Source organism: Streptomyces sp. NPDC001890 (assembly GCF_042891445.1).
Lineage (GTDB): Bacteria > Actinomycetota > Actinomycetes > Streptomycetales > Streptomycetaceae > Streptomyces.
In genome coordinates this window covers 175162-193366 of sequence record NZ_JBIATE010000014.1, presented here as the reverse complement: position 1 = coordinate 193366, position 18205 = coordinate 175162, and the positions used below count along the sequence as shown (strand labels likewise).

Here is an 18205-nt window from a genome sequence, read left to right as displayed (position 1 = left end):
GCCCGGTCACCAAGCGACTCGGTTCCCGGTCAGGACGGTCAGCGGTCATGACGGAGGATCGTGCGTCTGAGAGGGACCTGCCGAGGTCGGTGGTTCCTCAACGGGTCAGCTGCCGGGGACCGGTAAAACGGTGCGAGCCCTACCAGCTGGTGGAGTGAGTGTTCGGTTCCCTTCCGACGCGGCAGTTCACCCAAGCCGCGTTCGCCGTGCCAGGGCTTGTCCCGTCGGCTCCTGACTGAGGGCGCACGGGGGCTGGCACAATGACGTCCATGACTGCTGACGACGAGGCATGCGCGCGATGTGCTTGAGCAGGTCCTGGAACAGCTGCCTGTCCGGGCCCGGTCAGAGTTGAAGCGTCAAGTGGCCTCTCTGGACACTGTGTACCTGGAGCGCACTCTTCCCGACCCGTTCACCGGCCGTCGGCAGACGGCGCTGCGCCCGTGACGGCACCGACGAGGTGCAATGGAGACGGCTGTGGGTTGCCGCTGGAGGCCGGGTGCTGCCGGTCGCGGCGTACTGATGCATGAACTTGACGCTGTGTCGGCTTGCGCCGCTGATTCGGCATCTCGGAGATCGCGGAGAGTGCTCTGTCCCGGAACCGACCCGGGGTGCCTCGCAGCCGCCTCAAGGCCCGGGAACCACCTGCTTCGAGGACGTCTCCGCCCGCATGGGAGATCATCTGCGGGACAGCCCTCAGGTCCGTTCGCCACCACGTGGTGGCCGCCGTCAGCGGCTACCGTGGAGGGCCTGGGACCGGGCCGGGCCGGCCCAGCCGATCGCGTGCTGCTGCCACAAATGCGGTGGCGGCGGCTCTCGCCGGTCCCGTGTGTCCGTCGCGTTGGTGGGCGAGGGCCGCCGCGACGACCGCGTTGTCTCCATGACGGGTCAGGTACCATCGGCCGCCGTCGAGCTTGGAGCACAGCTGCCCGTCATCGGCGAAGCGCAGCGCGCGGCAGGCGTTGAGCACCGCATACGTTGCGGCCGCATGGTCCAGCGCCCATCGCAGCTCGCTGACCATCGCGGCGCCCACTCTGTCGGCGGGAACCGGGCCGAAGACCGCGGAGGCCGGTGGACCGCAGACGGCGAGCGCGTGCTCACGGCACACGGCGCTGTGCAGGACCAGGTCCGTGTCACCGGCATGGCCTGCCCCGGGGATCACGACGGTCTCGGTCGCGGTGGTTCGGATGTGAACTTCGAACGGACAGGAACCGAGGTCGGCCGCGGTCGCCTCGGTGATGACGCTCATCTCCAGCCCCGTGCCGGGACACCGCGCCGTGACTCCTACCACCGCCTCGCCCATGGCCTGTTGGTCGGCCTTGGTGCCCGGCTCGGCGAGAACGGCCAGCACATCCACATCGCTGCGGGCGGCATGGAACCCCCCGAGCACAGCCGAGCCATGCAAGTAGACGCCGACCAGGTCGGGGCGGACTCCGGCGAGGGCGGCCGCGACCTCGGCGACGTAACGGACGACGTCTCGGGGCACAAACGCATCAGTAGCCACGAAACAGAGCCTATAGGCGGCTCTTCGGAGCAAACGACGGTCGAGTCGGGCTCGGCGCAGCCCGTGAGCCCAGGACATGTTGCCGGCCACGGTGCCGTCGATGACGCGTGTGTCTCCGGGGTCTCCGCGGCCTTCTCGGGTACCCGGCCCACCGTCGTAGAGCCGTTCCTCCGGCCGGGGGAACGCGGCGGCGTACCCCCGGCCGTGGTGTCTGGAGGGCCGGAGCCGGCATGGGGATGGAGGCTTGGTGAACGTGCGGCTCACCGCTTGTGGTGCAGGCGGCCCTACGGTTCGTCTACTCCTCGTTGGAGCAGGGGTCACAGCAGGTGGGGGCGGGTTCGACGCAGATGGTGACTGTGTCGGTGTTGTTCGTGGGATCGGGGTCTTGCTCGTTGGCGGTGGCGACGTTCGTGGTCCGGCCCGATGCGGTGGCTTTCGCCCTCAGTACGAGAGTGGCGGCACCGGCTTCGGCCAGGTTCCCGACGGTCCATTGCCCCGACGCCGGGTCGTAGGTACCAAGGGTGGGCGTCGCGGACAGGAAGGCGAGGTTGTCCGGGAGTCGGTCGGTGACGGTGACGCCGGTCGCCTGGTTCGGCCCGGTGTTACGGACGGTGATCCGGTAGGTCACGGTCTGTCCGACGGTGACGCTGGTCGCGTCGGCAGCTTTCACCACGGTCAGGTCGGCGGCGGGATTGACCTCGGTGACCGTCTCGTTGGACGTCGCGGTCAACGCTTCGGGGTTGGGTCCGAGGCGGTTCTCGTACATGACGGTGGCGACGTTGGTGATCTGCCGGCCGGCACCGGCCCGGTCGATGGTGGCCCGGTATTCCACCGTAGTGCCGCCCGGCAGGGTCTCGGTACTGGGCAGGCTGCCCGGCTCGGTGCCGGAGGCACCGTTGCCCAGATGGAAAACCACCTCGTTCCCCTGGGGATCGAAGTACGCCTGGTCGTCGCCGGCCCGGTCGGTCTTCGGCCCCGCGTTCGGGCCGAAGACGATGCGCAGGGATCCGGGCAGGTACGTCGTACCGGCCGGGATGGCATCGGTCACGGTGAGCGCCTCGGCCGCGCCGCCTCCTTCGTTGCGGGCCGTGATCCGATAGGTGATGACGTCGCCCACCTCCAGTGGGCCCATGGGAACGGCGGTCTTGGTCAGCACGATGTGAGGGGCGGTGCCGAAGAAGACGCCGTCCAGGAAGTTCCCGACGGACTGGTTTCCACCGGCGGCAGACACGGACCGAAAGGCGAAGCGGGTCAGCGTCTGGCCTGCGGGGACGGTGTAGGTGCCGGTGTAGTAGCCCCAGGCGGTATTGCCGTCGGTGAAGCGCTGCTGCTCGACCGCGGCGCCCGGCGCGCCGATGTCCAGGGCCATGGTGTCCTGACCGGCCCTCCCCCGGTGATACAGCCGCCAGTACAGCTTGGAGCCGGGCGTGGTCGGCAGGTCCTGGTAGAGCGTGGCCACCTGGCGTGCGTTCAGTTCGGCGAACTGGGAGCCGTGCGCGGCCGGCACGCCGTTGAAGCCGGAGCGCCACAGTTCGATCAAGTGGTCGGTCGAGGTGGTGAGCCACCCAGGGACCCGCTTGGTTGCCTGAGTCTGCGAGGCGTCAGGCAGGATCTCGACGTCGGTGACGACAGGTTCTTCGAAACTTCCGTTGGCCAGTGCGATCCGGATCGGGGCGGGAGGAGGTGTGGTCACGGCTTTCCCCTTCTTGTTCGGCGCTGCCGGATTCCCGCCGACCGCGCCACGAGGTGGTGATTCGTGGCGGGCGGCAGGACCGTCAGAAGGAGAGCGCAGCTGAAGGGAGGCGGAGAATGAACTCTCGCCGGTTCTCCGCCAATTCGGATTGACGGGTTTGGTGAGTGACACTGCTGAAGCGGTTATGCAGCGCGCGGGTACGCCCATGCCTGCACGTCACTCGAAGCGCATACGGCCCACCATCACCCACCACCAACTGTTCAATCGGCCGAAAGAACCGCCGTGGGACCGCTGTGTTCACCCACTGCGAGGGTGAGCCCTCCGACACCGAATTGACGCTCTGGCAGTCAGGCGGTGAACGTCACCTCCGCTGTAGCGACAGTCCCCGCGCGGCGTCCGGGCGCGCTCTGCCACTGCCAGTACAGATTGGTGTGCGCAATCACCTCGCCCGGGGCCGGAGCACCGTACTCCGTGAGGTCCTCCGTCGTATGTGCGTCGCCGACCAGTGTCACGTCGTACCCGCGGACGAAGGCCCCGTGAAGCGTCGAGCGGATGCACGCGTCGCTCTGGGCCCCCGTCACGACCAGCCGACCCACCCCGCGCTCGGCGAGCAACTCCTCCAAGGCGGTTTCCTCGAACGAGTCGCCGTAGAGCTTGTGGACGAGAGGCTCCGCATCCCGGCGGACCAGTTCCGGCACGTACTGCCAGGGCTCGCTGTCCCGCTTGAGGTCGTCGTCGGAATGCTGCACCCAGATGACGGGCACGTCCTCGACACGTGCCTTGCTCACCAGGGTGTTGATGTTCGCGATCACACCATCGCGTTCATGGGCGCCTGCCACCACCCCGTCCTGGACGTCGATGACGAGCAGTGCGGTGTTCGGCCGATCGGGCAGAGTCGTCAAGGGAACTCCTGTTTATTGTCTTCACCGTCATGGATCAGCTGTCGTCCCTACAGTAGGACAGGCCACTGACAGGAACGTGATCGTCCACGGTCCGGCGGCTCGTACGAGCCCGGCATGTCCTCAGTACGTCGAGCCGGCCGACAGGCGAAACGCGGCCCGTCTCAGGTGAGCCAGGCCAGGAGACGTGGCTTGTCCTCGCAGCCTCGGGGCAGATCGGCTGCCAGGTAGTTGCTGTAACGCACGGGCTTCATCGGGGCCTCGCACTGCGGGGGCCTGACAGGTTGTCCCAGGTACCAACCGGATGCGAAAACCGCAGCCAGGACGGCGGCGGCTCGCACGCGGCGCGGGGTGGTCCATGCGAGTCTCGGTATGGGCATGGTCGGCGAGTGTACCGGTCGGCCAACCGTCGCCCGGCCGGTCGTGACGGCCTGGGCGTTCTCGTGGAGCTTCCCGGACACCCGACGCTTCCCCACTGAGCGAAGCCAACCGGCTCAGCGAAGATCGGGGCGGCCATCATTGGTCAGCGCCCCGGCGTGTAGCGGGTGAGTGGGGAGCGGCAGTCTTCTCACGGGGGCCGAGCCTTGGACGGTCGTGCCCCGGACAGGCGCAGAGGGCGATCGGAACAAGGCTGCGGGTCTGGACTGTTCGGTGAAGGGCTCAGCATCGTCACGGGGGCTGAGCAGCGAGAGCCGACGCCTCGTCGGCCTGATCCGCCCGGGCCGACGTCGCCCTGCCCTGTCGTGCGCCCCTCAGGCCCTGGTGCGAGTGAAAACATAGGGGACGCCGCGCCGGGTGAGAATCCGCAGACGGTCCTTCCCGGCGGGGCGGATGTCGAAGGTGTCGTGGCCGTGGCAGATGCCCATGTCCGGCTGGGTGGGGACCTCCACGGCGGCGAAGGCCCTGTCCCGGGCGACCACGGTGGCGACAGCCGTCACACCGCACCAGCGGCTGCCCTCGCCCGCGGAGAACTCGATCTCCGCTCCCGGCTTGAGGTGTCGGATGTCGAGGCTCATCGGCGGATCGGTGTCCGAGGTCGTCCATGACCCCACGTACGTCTGCAGGACCTCCTTGCTCGGATGCGCCGAGGCGTCCCTGCGCAGCAGGGCTTTGATGCTTCCGGCTCGCCACTCCAACGCGTCGCCCTTGAGTGTGAGCGTGAGTGTCTGGGTTTCCGGTGAGCAGGAGGGCCCCTGGTCCAGATCGGTCGCGTCCAGATCCTGATGCGTCACGACCGTGTGCCGGTCCTCGACGACCACGGCGGGGATCTGTCCCACGCAGACGCGCGCCGGATACTGCAGGACGAAGTTCGCACTGTTCCACATCCCCGTGTCCCTCTTGTCGATCGTGAAACTGACGAACTGGACCCCTTCCTCCGTGCCGTCCGTCACCTCGCCCGACCAGGTCCCCACGAAGCTGGAGGTGTTGTCGGCGGAAGGGGTCGCCGACGTCTTCCGCTCCGGCGTACGATCGCCGTCCCCTCCCGTGCCCGCTTCGCCCAGCACCGGAGCGAGCACCACGCCCGCGCCGGTGAGGACGAGCAGCCCGGCGAGAAGCGCAAGCCCCCGTCGCAGCCGATTCGGTCTCCGACGGGGCGGCGCCGCCTCCTCCGGCATCGTCCTGTCCCGCGACGCCGAATCCGGCTCCGGGTCCGGGGAACGCTCCGGGGCCGGCTTCGGATCGGGAGTCGACTCCGGCCCTGGTAGCGACTCCGGATCTGGTAGCAACTCCGCTTCCGGCTCCCTGTCCGGCTCGGATTCCCCCCGTGCTTCGGGCTCCGCCCTTGCTTTCAGCACCGACGCCGATGTGACCACCCGTCCAGGGGCGTCCTGGTCCAGGAGACGGCCCGCCTGGGAGCCGAGTCTGGCGAGGAGTTCGGCGGGCAGCCAGGCGGGACGGGCAGCCAGGGACCAGGGCTCGGTACGGACGGCGATCTCATCCGTTGCGGGCCTGTTCCGGGGGTCCTTGTCCAGGCAGTCCCGTACCAGTTCGGCCAGCGGGGGCTGCAGACCGGTCAGGTCCGCCTCCTCCTCGGCGATGCGGAACATCAGTGCGTGCGCCCCACGGTCCAGGGCACCGAACGGGGTCCGGCCGGTGGCTGCGTAGTGGAGGACCGTACCCAGACAGAAGACGTCCGAGGCCGGGGCGACCCGCGGTTCGCCGCGGACCTGCTCCGGCGACATGAAGCCCGGCGATCCGATCACGGCGCCGGTCCTGGTGAGGAACCCGTCGACCGGGGTCACCAGGGCACGCGCAATGCCGAAGTCGATGACGCGCGGCCCGTCGACGGTGAGCAGGACGTTGGACGGCTTCAGATCACGGTGGACCAGGCCTGCGCCGTGGATATCGCCGAGCGCCCGGGCGAGCCCGTTGGCGAGGGCGAGCACCGATGCCAGTGGCAGCGGCCCGTGCTCCCCCGACACCACGGCGTGCAGGTCGGGGCCCGGGATGTATCCGGTTGCGACCCAGGGCACCGGGCCCTCGATGTCCGCGTCGAGGACAGGTGCGGTCCAGGTCCCGCCGACCTTGCGCGCGGACTCGACTTCCTGAGCGAACCGCCGCCGGAACTCGGGGTTGTGCACAAAACCGTCGTGTACGACCTTGACCGCCACGGTACGGCCGCCCTCGGAACGGGCCAGGTAAACCCGGCCCATGCCGCCGGCCCCGAGACGGCCGATGAGCAGGTACGACCCGATATGTGACGGGTCCTCAGGCGATAGCGTGTACACGGGATGACGGTAGGACACTCTTGATCGAAAGTCAGCCGTTCGGCGGGACAGCCGACTGGCACCGCGTTTCTCCGCACACACGAGGCGAGCCGACGCTGAACGGCCGGTTGGAGCAGCCTCAAGGACGTGGCCGCCCCATGTGCAGGCCCCTGCGGCTGCCCCCCGCACCTTGCTCTCCCGCGGTGCGTGCAGGCCACGCGGGTTCCTTCGTCCCCGCCTTCAGCAGGTCGACGAAGCGATCAGGGCCGCGCGAGGAAGCGGGCAAGCTCCTCGGCTCCACCGCCCGACAGGCCGGCGACCGCCGTCCTCGGCAGCGCAGTGATCACGGCGCGCAGCCTCACATTCAGGTCTGGCAGCGGGGCCCGGCTGAAGCAGGGACGCCGATGGCAGTGAGCTGCAGGTCGCCCTCGCAGAGGGAGGCGTCCAGCAGCAGCTCCTGGAGCAGCACGTGCACTTCGAGTGGAAGGACGTGGGGCAGTGCCACCTGCTGCGAAATGAGGATGCGCAGGTCCACCAGCAATGATACATTGGTGTCTCATTTAAGACTTGAACGTCTTACTCAACCTTCTGGAGTCTCAATGTCCCGCCTCGCCGTGGCCCCGGTCGCAGACCGTGTGCACGCGCGCCGCTGGGTCGTCCTGGCGATCCTCTCCGGCAGCCTGCTGCTGATCGCCATGGACACCACGATCCTCAACGTCGCCTTCCCGTCACTGGTCGCCGATCTTCAGCCGGGCGCCGTGGAGCAGTTGTGGATCATCGATGTGTACGCACTCGCCCTGTCCGGGTTGCTGGTGACCGCCGGAGCACTGGGCGACCGATGGGGCCGCAAGCGGCTCCTGCTGGTCGGCTTCGCGCTGTTCGCCGCGGCCTCGCTGGGCGCGGTGGCCGCCACCGAGGCATGGCACGTGATCGCCGCCCGCGCGCTGCTCGGTGTCGGGGGTGCCATGATCATGCCGACCACGCTGTCGATCCTGCGGCACGTCTTCACCGACGCCCGCGAGCGGGCGCTCGCGTACGCGGTGTGGGCGGCGGTCATGGGAGGCGGCATGGCACTGGGGCCGGTCGTGGGAGGACTCCTGGTCGAGGACTACGGCTGGCAGTCGGCGTTCCTGCTCAACATCCCCATCGCGCTCACCGTCATCGCCCTCGGCGCCTGGCTGCTGCCCGAGTCGTTCGCGCCGCGCGCCGGGCGCTGGGACTGGACCGGCGTCGCCCAGTCCATCGTCGGCATGATCGCCCTTGCCGCCGGTATCAAGCAGCTCGGCAAGAGCGGGCTCACCACTCCCCTGCCTTGGCTGATGCTGGCGATCGCCGCCTTCGTCCTGACACTGTTCGTGCGCCGTCAGTTGCGGCTGGCCCACCCTCTGCTGCATGTGCGCCTGTTCGCCAGTCGTGCCTTCAGCGTCTCGGCCACGGTCCTCTTCCTGGGCATGGTCGCGCTCGGTGCGGTGCTGTTCCTGCTCACTCAGTGGTTCCAGTACGCACAGGGCTACTCGCCCCTCCAGGCGGGGCTGCGGGTACTGCCCGCACCGCTGGCCCTGGTGGTCACGTCCCTGCTCGCCCCGGCTCTCATGCGCGCCCTTCCGATCCGCCATGTCATCACGTCCGGCCTGGTCCTGATGGCTGCGGGGCTGGTCCTGCCCTGGCTGGCGCAGGACGGTGACGACCACGTCGGCTACCCCGTCATGGCGGCTGCCCTCGCGCTGATCGGTTTCGGCGCCGGGCTCGCCACGACGGTGGCTTCGGTCACCCTGATGGCCGCCACTCCCAACGAGCACGTCAGCGGTGCGGCCGCGATCGAGGAGACCTGCTACGAACTCGGCGCCGCCCTCGGCGTGGCATCCCTCGGCTCGCTGGCCGGAGCCCTGTACCGAAGCAGCCTGCCCACCTCCGCGCCGGCCGCGGCACACAACTCGGTCGGTGAGGGAGCCCACGCCGCCCAGGAGCTCGGCGGCGCCCACGGCGCCTCGCTCCTGGACCAGGTCGCCCGCGCCTTCACCCACGGCATGACCCCGGCCTTCGCCGTCGGGTCCGCCCTGGCCCTGGTCGCCGCCGCCGCGGTCTGGGCCTGGATCCCGCGAGGCATCCGGCCCACCGAGAACGCCCACTGACCGGTCCGTGACCGCCCGCACCGGCCGACGGCCGTGGGCGGCGGCACGTGCCGGCCGACGGCCGCCATCGGGTGCAGGCATGCCCGCAGCTGACGGCGGCCGTCGGGATCAGGGGCTGCGGTTCTGATCACCATCACTCACGGAACAGCCCGCCTCCACCCACGGCACAGCCCGCATCGCGAAAGCGCGCGACCTGGACTTGATCGCGGCTAGGACTTGATGTCGGCCACGAGCTCGTCGATGAACGCCTCCCGCTCGGCGGGCGTCGACGGTCGTCCCTCGATGCCCGGACGGGTCTGCCACGGCAGGGGGCCGGTCTCGCGGCGGTACTCGACACCGACGGCGTCCAGACGGGCCAGGTGACGGTCCAGACGGCCGCGGAACTCCTCGTACCGGCGGTCACCGGTCGTCCACAGCGCCTCGGCGACGGCGCACAGGCGGGGGAACGCGAAGTAGTCGACGGTCCGTGGTGAGTCCATGTGCTCGGTCCAGATGTTGGCCTGGCCGCCCAGGACATGCGCCCGCTCCGCGTCGGTCAGCTCGGGCGGCACCGGGTCGAATCCGTACGCCGTTTCCACCGTGACGGGCACGGCAACGGGGATCGGTTCGTCGGACCGTTCGGACTGCCGGTAATCGAGATACACCTGGTCGTCCGGGCAGGCGATCACCTGCAGTCCCCTGCGCGCCGCGGTGACGGCACCGGTCATGCCACGCCACGAGGCGACGACGGTTCCCGCCGGGACCTCGTCCTCCAGCAGGTCGTCCCAGCCGAGGAGCTGTCGCCCGCGCGAGGTGACGTGCGAGCCGAGTTGCCGCACGAACCAGGACCGCAGCTCGTTCTCGTGGCTCAGCCCGCGTTCGCGCATCAACTCCTGGCTGCGCGCGTCCTCGCGCCACTCGGTCGTGGGGCACTCGTCGCCGCCGACTCCGATGACCGGGCCGGGGAAGAGATCCATGATCTCGTCGAGGACGTCGCGGAAGAAGCCGACGGTCGACTCCTCCGTGTTGAGAACCCGGGGGTTGACACCCCACCGCGTCCAGACCTCCGACTGCCCACCGCCGACTCCGAGTTCGGGATAGGCCGCGATCGCGGCCTGGGAGTGCCCGGGTATGTCGATCTCGGGGACGACGGTGATGTGCCGCTGTTCCGCATAGCCGACGATCTCGCGGATGTCGTCCTGGGTGTAGAAGCCGCCGTGCGGCCGCCCGTCCCCGGGCGCGTCGGGGGACGCCCCGAGCGGGGACTCGCGCCGCCAGGCGCCGATCTCCGTGAGTTTCGGGTGGCGCAGAATCTCCACCCGCCAGCCCTGGTCGTCGGTGAGGTGCAGATGCAGGGTGTTGAGGCGGTGCATGGCCATCAGGTCGAGGAAGCGCAGCACGTCGTGCTTGGGCATGAAGTGCCGTGCCACGTCCAGCATCGTGCCGCGCCAGGCGAAGCGCGGCGCGTCCTCGATGCGTACAACGGGCATCGCCCACCGCACCCCGGTCGTCTCGGCACGGCGGTGGACCTCGGCAGGCAGCAACTGGAGCAGGCTCTGGCATCCGTAGAAGACGCCGGCACGGTCGCCGCCTTCGATGAGGACGCCGCCGGAGGTCACCCGGAGCCGGTACGCCTCCGGGCCCAGGCCCTCGCCCAGCCTCAGGTCGATCACGTGTCGCGCCTCGGACCGGAGAGGCGGAGGGGACGAGGGCGGCAGGAGCGGCAGGTCCAGGCCGGTGGAGGGCCGCAGGACCGACTGGAGCCAACGGGCAGTGGAGCGCAGCTCCGGCGCGGCGGTGATCGCGGTCGAAGCGTCGAGGACGAACTCGCCGTTGTCGATGTGCACTGATACGGGGCGAGGGAGGAGCATCGAGCGAGTCATCCTTTCACTGCTCCGGCTGACATGCCGGAGACCAACTTGCGCTGAATGAGGAGGAAGAACACGACCACCGGGAGGGAGAAGATGACCGAGCCGGCCATCTGCGCGCTGTAGTCCGTCCCGCTGGCGGGGTTGGTGAAGGATGCCAGCCACACCGGCAGGGTGTACTGGCCCCGGTCCTTCATGAACGTGTAGGCGATCAGGTAGTCGTTCCAGGCGGCGATGAACGCGAAGATGCTCGACGCGATGACGCCCGGCAGCACCAGTGGGAAGAGGATCTTCCAGAGCACTTGCCAGGTCGACGCTCCGTCCAGGCGGGCGGCTTCCTCCACCTCGACGGGAATGGCCGCGAAGAATCCCCGCATCACCCAGATCGAGAACGGCAGTGCCAGGGCGAGGTAGGCGAGTATCAGACCCGTGTAGGTGCCCAGCAGCCCTGCCTCGTTGAAGACCAGGAAGGTGGGGATGAGCAGGGCTGTCCCCGGCAGCATCTGCGCCACGAGGATCGCGACCATGACGGTGCGCCGGCCACGGAACCGGAACCGCGAGACCGCGGCTGCCGCGAACATGCCGAGCACAACGGCAACGAGCACAGTTCCGCCGACCACGAGCAGGCTGTTCCACAGGTTCGTCCAGAACCCCGTCCGGTTGAGCGCGACGTCGAAGTTGTGCAGGGTGGGCGAGCTCGGCCAGAACTGCGGCGTCGCCGTCATCGCCTCGGAGCGGGGCTTGAGCGCGGTGTTGACCATCCAGTAGACTGGGAACAGCCACACGAGACAGAACACGATGGCCAGGGTGTTGCTGAGCAGCCGGCCCCGGGCCGCCGTGGAGCGGGCACCGCGCGTACGGAGCGTGGTCACAGGTCCTCCCCGGAGCGCAGCAGGCGTCGGATGTACAGGGCGGTGACGGCGAGCAGCATGACGGTCGTGACGACGGACAGTGCCGCGCCCTGACCGACGCGGAAGGCCACGAAGGCGGTCTGGTAGGCGAAGACCCCCAGCGTCGTTGTCGCGGAGTCGGGCCCTCCGGCCGAGATGAGCCAGATCTGGTTGAACACGTTGAAGTCCCAGATCACCGACATCAGGGTCACCAGTGTCAGTGTCGGCCGCAGGAACGGCAGGGTGACCGACCACCACAGACGCCACTCGCCGGCCCCGTCGAGCCGGGCGGCCTCCTGCAGCTCGGACGGCATCTGGCTCAGCGCCGCGTACAGGGTGAGCGCGATGAACGGTACGGCCTGCCAGACGATGAGCAGCCAGATGGACAGATAGGCCAGGGGTGCGCTGTTGGACCAGTCGGTGTTGGTCATGTCGCCGAACAGGCCGGTCTGGGTGAGCAGCCAGTTGACCACGCCGTATCCGGGCTGGAAGAGCCACTTCCACACGAGGGAGGAGGCGACCGTCGGCATCGCCCAGGCGAGGATGAGGACAATGGTGACGGTCATGCGCATGGCCGCCCCCAGCCGGGTGAGGAGCTGGGCGACGCCTGCTCCCACTGCCATGCTTCCCGCCACCATCGCGGCGGTGAACGCGACGGTCCGGGTCAGGGCGTCCCAGAACTCCGACTGCGCCAGGAGGTCGGTGTACTGCCGGGTCCCGACGACATCGAACGCGCCGGTGAACAGGGAGCGTTGGTCGTAGTCGGTGAACGACGCGTAGACGAGGAAGGCGATCGGCGCGACGGTGACGGCCAGCATCACCAGCCCGGCGGGGGTCAGCAGCGACCACGCCACCCACGGTCCACGGTGCCGTGCGGATGCGGTGCGTGGTCCGGCACGGCCGGGGCGCCGGGGCCGGGCCCCGGCCGCGGGACCGGACGTGGAAGGCGGGAAGACCGCCTTCGGGTTGCCCCGCACGGTCTGCTCAGTGCTGGGCATTGAGTACCTTGCCCGCTGTCTCGTCGAAGGTGTCGGCCGCCTGCTTCGCGTTCCTGGTCCCGGAGGCGATGGACGAGAACACCTTGTCGATGTCCTTGTTCCCCTCCACTGCCGCCCAGTCGGCGGCAGCCGGGGTGGCCTTGGACCGCAGAGCCGCGTCGAAGAACCCCCGGAACAGGGGTTCGGCCTCGCCTCGGGCCGCCTTGACCGCCCCCGCGCTGTTCGGGATCCAGCCGTCGTTGCCGGCGATCCACTGCTTCTGCACGTCCGGCGCGGTCGCGATCTTCACCCACTGCAGCGCGAGGTCCGAGTTGGCGCTCTTGGCGGCGATGCCCCAGTCGGAGCCGCCGAGCATCACGGGCTGGGACTTGCCGGACCTGCCCGGGAACGGGAAGGTGCCGAGATCGGATTCCTTGAAGGCGGGGTTGGCCTTCTTGATGAGGGCGATCGTGGCGTTGGTCGCGCTCATCGCCGACGCCTTGCCGTCCGCGAATACCCGGGTCTGGTCGGGGTTGAGCGTGTCGATGGTGCGCGTGGACGGTGCGGAGAACTCGTTCTGGAACTGCTTGTACTCGTTCAGCCCGCGCCGCGCCGCTTCGGTGCCGAGCGTCCCCTTCCAGGTGGAGCCCTGCTTCGCCGCGATGTCGCCGCCAGCGTCCCACACGAACTGCACGCCGGTGTGCCAGTACCGGCCCGGCAGGTAGAAGGGGGAGAAGTCGGGGGCGGGGTTGTCGGCGCGGATCTTGCGCAGGGCACCGGTCAGTTCATCGAAGGTGGTGGGGACGGTCTTCACACCGGCCTTGGCCCAGATCTTCTTGTTGTAGATCACCGCGCGGGCGCCGGCGAACGAGGGTACGGCGTACAGCCGTCCGTCCACCGTCGCGGGCTCTTCGAGGCCGGCCAGCCAGGACTGGCCCTGCCTGAGATCTTTGGTGTACGGGGTGAGGTCCATCAGCCCTCCGCTGGCGGCGAAGCTCGCCACCTGCGTGTTGCCTATGTCGATGACGTCCGGCGGGGTCGACGTCGCGAGCGCGGTGGTGATCTTGGTGGTGATGCCGTCCCAGTTCTGGACCTCCACCTTCGCCTTGGCCCCGGTCTGCTCGGTGAACCGGTCGTTCACCGCCTTGAGCGTGGCGTCGGAGTAGTCACCGTCCATCACCCACACGGTCAGGGTCTTTCCCTCACCCTTGACGACGGGGACCGCCCGGGGCTTCGAGTCGCCGCCCGAGTCCCTGCCCGCCGACCCCGAACAGGCACTCGCGCCGAGGGCCGCGGTGAGGGCGACGGCCACAAGTGCGCTGTACCGCATGCCTTTACGTGTCATGGAAACTCCTGGAGAAAAGGGGGTCTTGGAGGAAGCGGTTCTGAGAAGAGCGGCTTCCGAGAAGAGGAAGAGGAAGAGGAGCGGGGCCGGCAGCGGCCGGGCACGGGCTCGTGTCTCACCACACGCCCAGCTCGCCGGAGAGGACGATGCTGGCCCCGCCGAGCAGGATCAGGTCCGAGTCGCCGGCGAACGACCGCATGGTCAGTGACGCGCTGATGGGCGCGTAGGTACGTGCCCGGATCACCGCGGCCGCGGAGTCGAGGAAGGAGCCCTCGACAAGGTCCGGCGGGCCCAGCAGGGCGATCTCGTTGAGGTTGAGCACACTGCTGATCGGGGCGAGGACGGAGCCCAGTGCCCGGCCCGCGTCGGCGAGCACGGCGTCGTGTTCGGACGGGTCACGGCCGGCCAGACGCATGCGCAGTTCGGCCGCGTCGATCAGTGGCTCCAGGCATCCGCGATGTCCGCAGACGCACGGATCACCGTCTTCGTCGACCGTCACGTGCCCGATCTCACCGGCGGCGAACTGCTCTCCCTCGACGAGTTCACCGCCCACGATCAGGCCCGCGCCCACTCCGTGCTCGATCGTGATGACCACGAGGTTCTGCGTCTTGGCGTTCCGGAAGTGCAGCACGGCCAGCGCGGCGATGTTCACGTCGTTGCCGACATAGGCCGGCACACCGAATCGTTCGGAGAGCTGTGCGGCGAGCGGCAGTTCGCTCCAGCCCAGATGGGCTGCGTGATGGATGACTCCGGCGTCGCCGACGATGCCGGGCGAGCCGACCCCGATGCCGAGTATGCGCCGTGGCGCGAGGTCCATCAGTTCGCCGACAAGCTCAAATACCAGTTCGATGGCACGTTCTCCGAGGATGTCGCCGTACCGCACACGGGCACGCCGGACCACGTCACCGCGCAGGTTGAGGACCGCGCCGCTGAAGTACTCGCTGCCCGACAGGTCCACGGTGAGGATGTGGGCGGCGTCGTCGTCGATCCGCATCACACTGGCCGGCTTGCCCAGCCGACCACCCTTGCGGGGACCGGTGTCGACGACGAGCCCGTCGCCCTCCAGTTCGGCGATGAGCGCGGACACCGTGGGGGCGGTGAGCCCCAGGGTCCGTGCGATCTCCGATCTGCTCATCGCGCCCTGGTGGTACAGCGTCGCCAGAACCAGCGCGCGGTTGTGGATCCTGCTGTCGAGCGTGCTCGCCTTGGTCCGCGCGGGCGGCCGCCGGCGGGCGGACACCCGCGCCAGACCGCGTTCGCCACGGCGGCGGGGGTCGGTCGGCGGCAGGAACGACTCAGCCACAGAGTTCCCCTCCGGGTAAGTAAAGCCCCTTTAATTAAAGGACTTTGGATATGTTGGAGGCGAGGGGCCATGACGTCAAGAGGTCCGCACGATCAAAATCCGCACCACCCATACCGGACCATTGAGTCATCGAATTGAAACTCAGGCATATCAACATGATTCACCAGTTGAGTGTTTGACTGAGTGCGGTTATGTTCAACCACCCTCGGAGCGCCGTGAGTTGGCGTTCGTTTCCTGTGCCATTCGGAGGTGTGGTGTGTCTCGTACGTGGGACAGATGTGCATTGATCATGGTGGCGGCGTTGACCGCTGCGACGGCTCTGGCCTCCACCGGGCCGGCGTCGGCTTCGGTCTCGGCGTCCTCGGCATCGGTGCCCGGACGTGACGTGACGGTGATGACGTTCAACATCCACCACGGCGCCGATCCGGACGATGTTCTGAACCTGAATCATGTAGCCCAGGCAGTACGGCAGTCGGGGGCCGATGTGATCGGCCTGCAGGAGGTGGACCGGCACTTCGCCTCGCGCAGCGACTTCGTCGACCAGGCGGAGTGGCTCGCGGAGCGACTGGACTTTCACCTGGCCTACGGAACGAACCTGGACCTGGACCCGGAGAAGCCGGGCGACCCGCGACGCCAGTACGGGACAGCGATCCTGTCGCGCTTCCCGATCGTGAACTCCCACAACACGCTCCTGCCCCGTTCGGAGACGGGCGAGCAGCGGGGTCTGCTGGAGGCCGACCTCCTGGTGCGCGGCAAGAAGTTCCGCTTCCTGAACACGCATCTGGAGCACACCTCGCAGACCGAGCGGCACACGCAGGTGGCAGCGATCAACACGATCGTGAACGCCTCCCGGCTTCCCACGGTGCTGGTGGGCGACCTCAACGCGACGCCGGACAGCGAGGAGATCGCCGCGGTGACCAAACGGCTCACCGACACCTGGCCGGTGGCCGGGAAGGGGAACGGGTTCACGTACGACTCGGTGAATCCGTCGGAACGCATCGACTACGTGTTCGCCTCACAGGGGGTCGAGGCCCGACAGGCCCAGGTCCTGGACGTGGCGATCTCCGACCACCGGCCGCTGCGGGTCGAACTCAGCATCCGGTAGCGCGGGCCCACCTTTCACCGCAGCGAATCCAAAGCTGTGGATACAGCGGCGGCCGACTCGTCACCGCAGTTGCGGGACCGGCCGCCGGGTCAGGTGGTGACGTCTTCCGTGCGGCCGCCTCGCTGTGCGACGCCGCTTCGTGCGAACCGAAACCCCACGCCCGGCCGCCCGCTTCCGAGCGCGGCGGGTGAGCAACTCAAGGAAAGCGGAGACAGATGAACATACCCTTGCCACGCCGCTCCGAGGCCGTACGCACGGCGGGCGCGGCGCTCGTCGCCGTCGCACTGGCAGTGTCCACGGCGCCGGCCGCCTCAGCGGCGAATGCCCCTCGCGACAGTTCCCGGCAGGTCCAGTACGTCGACTGCGGGGCCGCTTCCGGAGTGGAGAACGGCTCCCGCAGCCGACCCTGGAGGACCCTGGACCAGGTCAACGGCCTGGACCTGAGGGCCGGCAGCTCGATCCTGCTCAAGCGCGGCAGCCGCTGCACGGGCACCCTGGCTCCGCGCGGGACGGGCCAGCCGGGCCGGCCGATGGTGATCGGGGCGTACGGACAGGGCGCGAAACCGGTCATCGACGGCGGCGGCAACGCCGAGACCCTGCTGCTGAAGAACACCCAGTGGGTCGAGGCGAGCAACCTGGAGATCACCAACTCCGGCAACCCCGGCCGGAACAAGCGAGGAGTACGGGTCCAGCTCCAGGACTACGGCACCGGCACCCACTACCGCCTGACCGGCCTCGACATCCACGACATCCTCGGCGACGACACCAAGGGCACCGAAGGCTCGGCCGGCATCCTGTTCTCGGTGACCGGCTCCACCGTGCCGACCAAGTTCGACGACGTGGTCGTCTCCGGCAACACCGTCCGCACCGTCGACCGTGAAGGCATCTACTTCGCCTCCACCTGGAACAACCGTCCGGTGCACGGCGATTACGACCCGAACGGGCCCGCCTACCTGCCCTCCACCCGCGTCGTGGTGCGCGGGAACACCCTGGCGGACCTCGGCGGCGACGGCATCGTCATCACCGCGACCGACGGCACCCTGGTCGAGCACAACCGCCTCGACGGCTTTCAGCGCCGCTCGGCCGGCTACAACGCGGGCATGTGGCCGTGGAACGCCGACAACACCGTCTTCCAGTACAACGAGGTGTCCGGCGGCGAGACCACCCGCGACGGCATGGCGTACGACGTCGACGAGGGCACCTTCGGCACCGTCTTCCAGTACAACGTCAGCCACGACAACGCGGGCGGATTCTTCCTCGTCTGCACCGCCACCGGCAAGCTCGCCAACGCGGTCATCCGCTACAACGTCAGCCGCAACGACCACTTCCGCGGCATCGAGACCTGCCGCGGCTCCTTCGATGACGTCCGCTTCCACAACAACACGATCTACGTCGGCGAGGGCGTCAGCCAGACCGTCGTCAACGAGAACACGACCGAGAAGCACGAAATCGCGTTCGACAACAACATCGTGGTCAAGGAAGGCTCCGGCACCGCATCCTTCAACCTGAGGAGCGGCGGCGTCACCCTCTCCCACAACGACCTGGTGAACACGGCCGGCACGCCCGCGAACCCCGGCGGCACCACCGCCGACCCGCTGCTCACCGACCCCACCGGCGCCCTGCCCCTGGGTCTGCGCCTGCGCCCCGGCTCCCCCGCCCTGCGCGCGGGCACCCCCGTCCCGGGCTCTCCTGACCGGGACCTGTACGGCAACCCGGTCGGCAGCCCGCCGAACATGGGCGCCTACCAGGGCCCCGGAACCATGGAGCCGATCCTGCCGACGACCACCGCCGGCAGCGCCGCGTAA

General features: G+C 68.7%; 14 protein-coding genes. 3 read left to right on the top strand and 11 right to left on the bottom strand.

The genetic code is table 11. The features are described from left to right. Positions 1-733 precede the first annotated feature (733 nt). The 6 genes from ACFYY1_RS28520 to ACFYY1_RS28495 form a co-directional block, all read right to left on the bottom strand. Complete coding sequence (locus ACFYY1_RS28520; RefSeq protein WP_388590688.1) at positions 734-1501, bottom strand: aminoglycoside adenylyltransferase domain-containing protein; 768 nt, start codon at positions 1499-1501, stop codon at positions 734-736. A gap of 295 nt (positions 1502-1796) precedes the next feature. Continuing rightward, the gene (locus ACFYY1_RS28515; RefSeq protein WP_388590686.1) at positions 1797-3194 is read right to left on the bottom strand and encodes a hypothetical protein; all 1398 of its coding nucleotides are present in this window, start codon (positions 3192-3194) and stop codon (positions 1797-1799) included. 347 nt (positions 3195-3541) lie between these two features. Continuing rightward, complete coding sequence (locus ACFYY1_RS28510) at positions 3542-4096, bottom strand: isochorismatase family protein (RefSeq protein ID WP_388590685.1); 555 nt, start codon at positions 4094-4096, stop codon at positions 3542-3544. A 161-nt stretch (positions 4097-4257) separates the two neighbouring features. Further along, the gene (locus ACFYY1_RS28505; RefSeq protein ID WP_388590684.1) at positions 4258-4473 is read right to left on the bottom strand and encodes a hypothetical protein; all 216 of its coding nucleotides are present in this window, start codon (positions 4471-4473) and stop codon (positions 4258-4260) included. 372 nt (positions 4474-4845) lie between these two features. Further along, positions 4846-6822, bottom strand: a complete 1977-nt coding sequence (locus ACFYY1_RS28500) for a protein kinase (protein WP_388590682.1) — start codon at positions 6820-6822, stop codon at positions 4846-4848. Positions 6823-7165: 343 nt separating this feature from the next. Continuing rightward, positions 7166-7336, bottom strand: coding sequence for a contact-dependent growth inhibition system immunity protein (locus ACFYY1_RS28495; protein ID WP_388590681.1), 171 nt, complete (start codon positions 7334-7336; stop codon positions 7166-7168). A 64-nt stretch (positions 7337-7400) separates the two neighbouring features. On the opposite strand from ACFYY1_RS28495, the gene ACFYY1_RS28490 reads away from it, so the two are divergent. Beyond that, a complete protein-coding gene (locus ACFYY1_RS28490) occupies positions 7401-8933 on the top strand; it encodes an MFS transporter (protein ID WP_388590679.1) in 1533 nt (510 codons plus the stop codon). Positions 8934-9142: 209 nt separating this feature from the next. Here the strand turns inward: ACFYY1_RS28490 and ACFYY1_RS28485 are convergent, their stop codons facing one another. From ACFYY1_RS28485 to ACFYY1_RS28465, 5 genes are all read right to left on the bottom strand, one after another. After that, on the bottom strand, positions 9143-10783 hold the full coding sequence (locus ACFYY1_RS28485; protein ID WP_388590677.1) for a beta-N-acetylhexosaminidase: 1641 nt from the start codon (positions 10781-10783) through the stop codon (positions 9143-9145). Positions 10784-10791: 8 nt separating this feature from the next. Continuing rightward, positions 10792-11652 carry a carbohydrate ABC transporter permease gene (locus ACFYY1_RS28480; RefSeq protein WP_388590675.1) on the bottom strand — a complete coding sequence of 287 codons (861 nt, stop codon included), beginning with the start codon at positions 11650-11652 and terminating at the stop codon, positions 10792-10794. Then, entirely contained in the window at positions 11649-12668 is a 1020-nt protein-coding gene (locus ACFYY1_RS28475) for a carbohydrate ABC transporter permease (RefSeq protein WP_388590673.1), read from the bottom strand. The genes ACFYY1_RS28480 and ACFYY1_RS28475 overlap by 4 nt, the downstream gene beginning before the upstream one ends. After that, positions 12655-13992 (bottom strand): extracellular solute-binding protein, encoded by a 1338-nt coding sequence (locus tag ACFYY1_RS28470; RefSeq protein ID WP_388590672.1) that lies wholly within the window; start codon positions 13990-13992, stop codon positions 12655-12657. Before ACFYY1_RS28470 ends, ACFYY1_RS28475 begins: the two co-directional genes overlap by 14 nt. 115 nt (positions 13993-14107) lie before the next feature. Further along, positions 14108-15295 (bottom strand): ROK family protein, encoded by a 1188-nt coding sequence (locus ACFYY1_RS28465; RefSeq protein ID WP_388590670.1) that lies wholly within the window; start codon positions 15293-15295, stop codon positions 14108-14110. A gap of 301 nt (positions 15296-15596) precedes the next feature. Here ACFYY1_RS28465 and ACFYY1_RS28460 point away from each other — a divergent pair, with 301 nt between their 5' ends. Then, complete coding sequence (locus ACFYY1_RS28460) at positions 15597-16400, top strand: endonuclease/exonuclease/phosphatase family protein (RefSeq protein WP_388590668.1); 804 nt, start codon at positions 15597-15599, stop codon at positions 16398-16400. A gap of 215 nt (positions 16401-16615) precedes the next feature. Beyond that, the gene (locus tag ACFYY1_RS28455; protein ID WP_388590666.1) at positions 16616-18205 is read left to right on the top strand and encodes a right-handed parallel beta-helix repeat-containing protein; all 1590 of its coding nucleotides are present in this window, start codon (positions 16616-16618) and stop codon (positions 18203-18205) included.

Excerpts from the sequence above, each read along its gene's own strand:
- ACFYY1_RS28505 (WP_388590684.1), bottom strand. The coding sequence starts at position 4,473 with ATGCCCATACCGAGACTCGCATGGACCACCCCGCGCCGCGTGCGAGCC.
- ACFYY1_RS28470 (WP_388590672.1), bottom strand. The coding sequence starts at position 13,992 with ATGACACGTAAAGGCATGCGGTACAGCGCACTTGTGGCCGTCGCCCTC.
- ACFYY1_RS28455 (WP_388590666.1), top strand. The coding sequence starts at position 16,616 with ATGAACATACCCTTGCCACGCCGCTCCGAGGCCGTACGCACGGCGGGC.
- ACFYY1_RS28475 (WP_388590673.1), bottom strand. The coding sequence starts at position 12,668 with ATGCCCAGCACTGAGCAGACCGTGCGGGGCAACCCGAAGGCGGTCTTC.
- ACFYY1_RS28485 (WP_388590677.1), bottom strand. The coding sequence starts at position 10,783 with ATGCTCCTCCCTCGCCCCGTATCAGTGCACATCGACAACGGCGAGTTC.
- ACFYY1_RS28490 (WP_388590679.1), top strand. The coding sequence starts at position 7,401 with ATGTCCCGCCTCGCCGTGGCCCCGGTCGCAGACCGTGTGCACGCGCGC.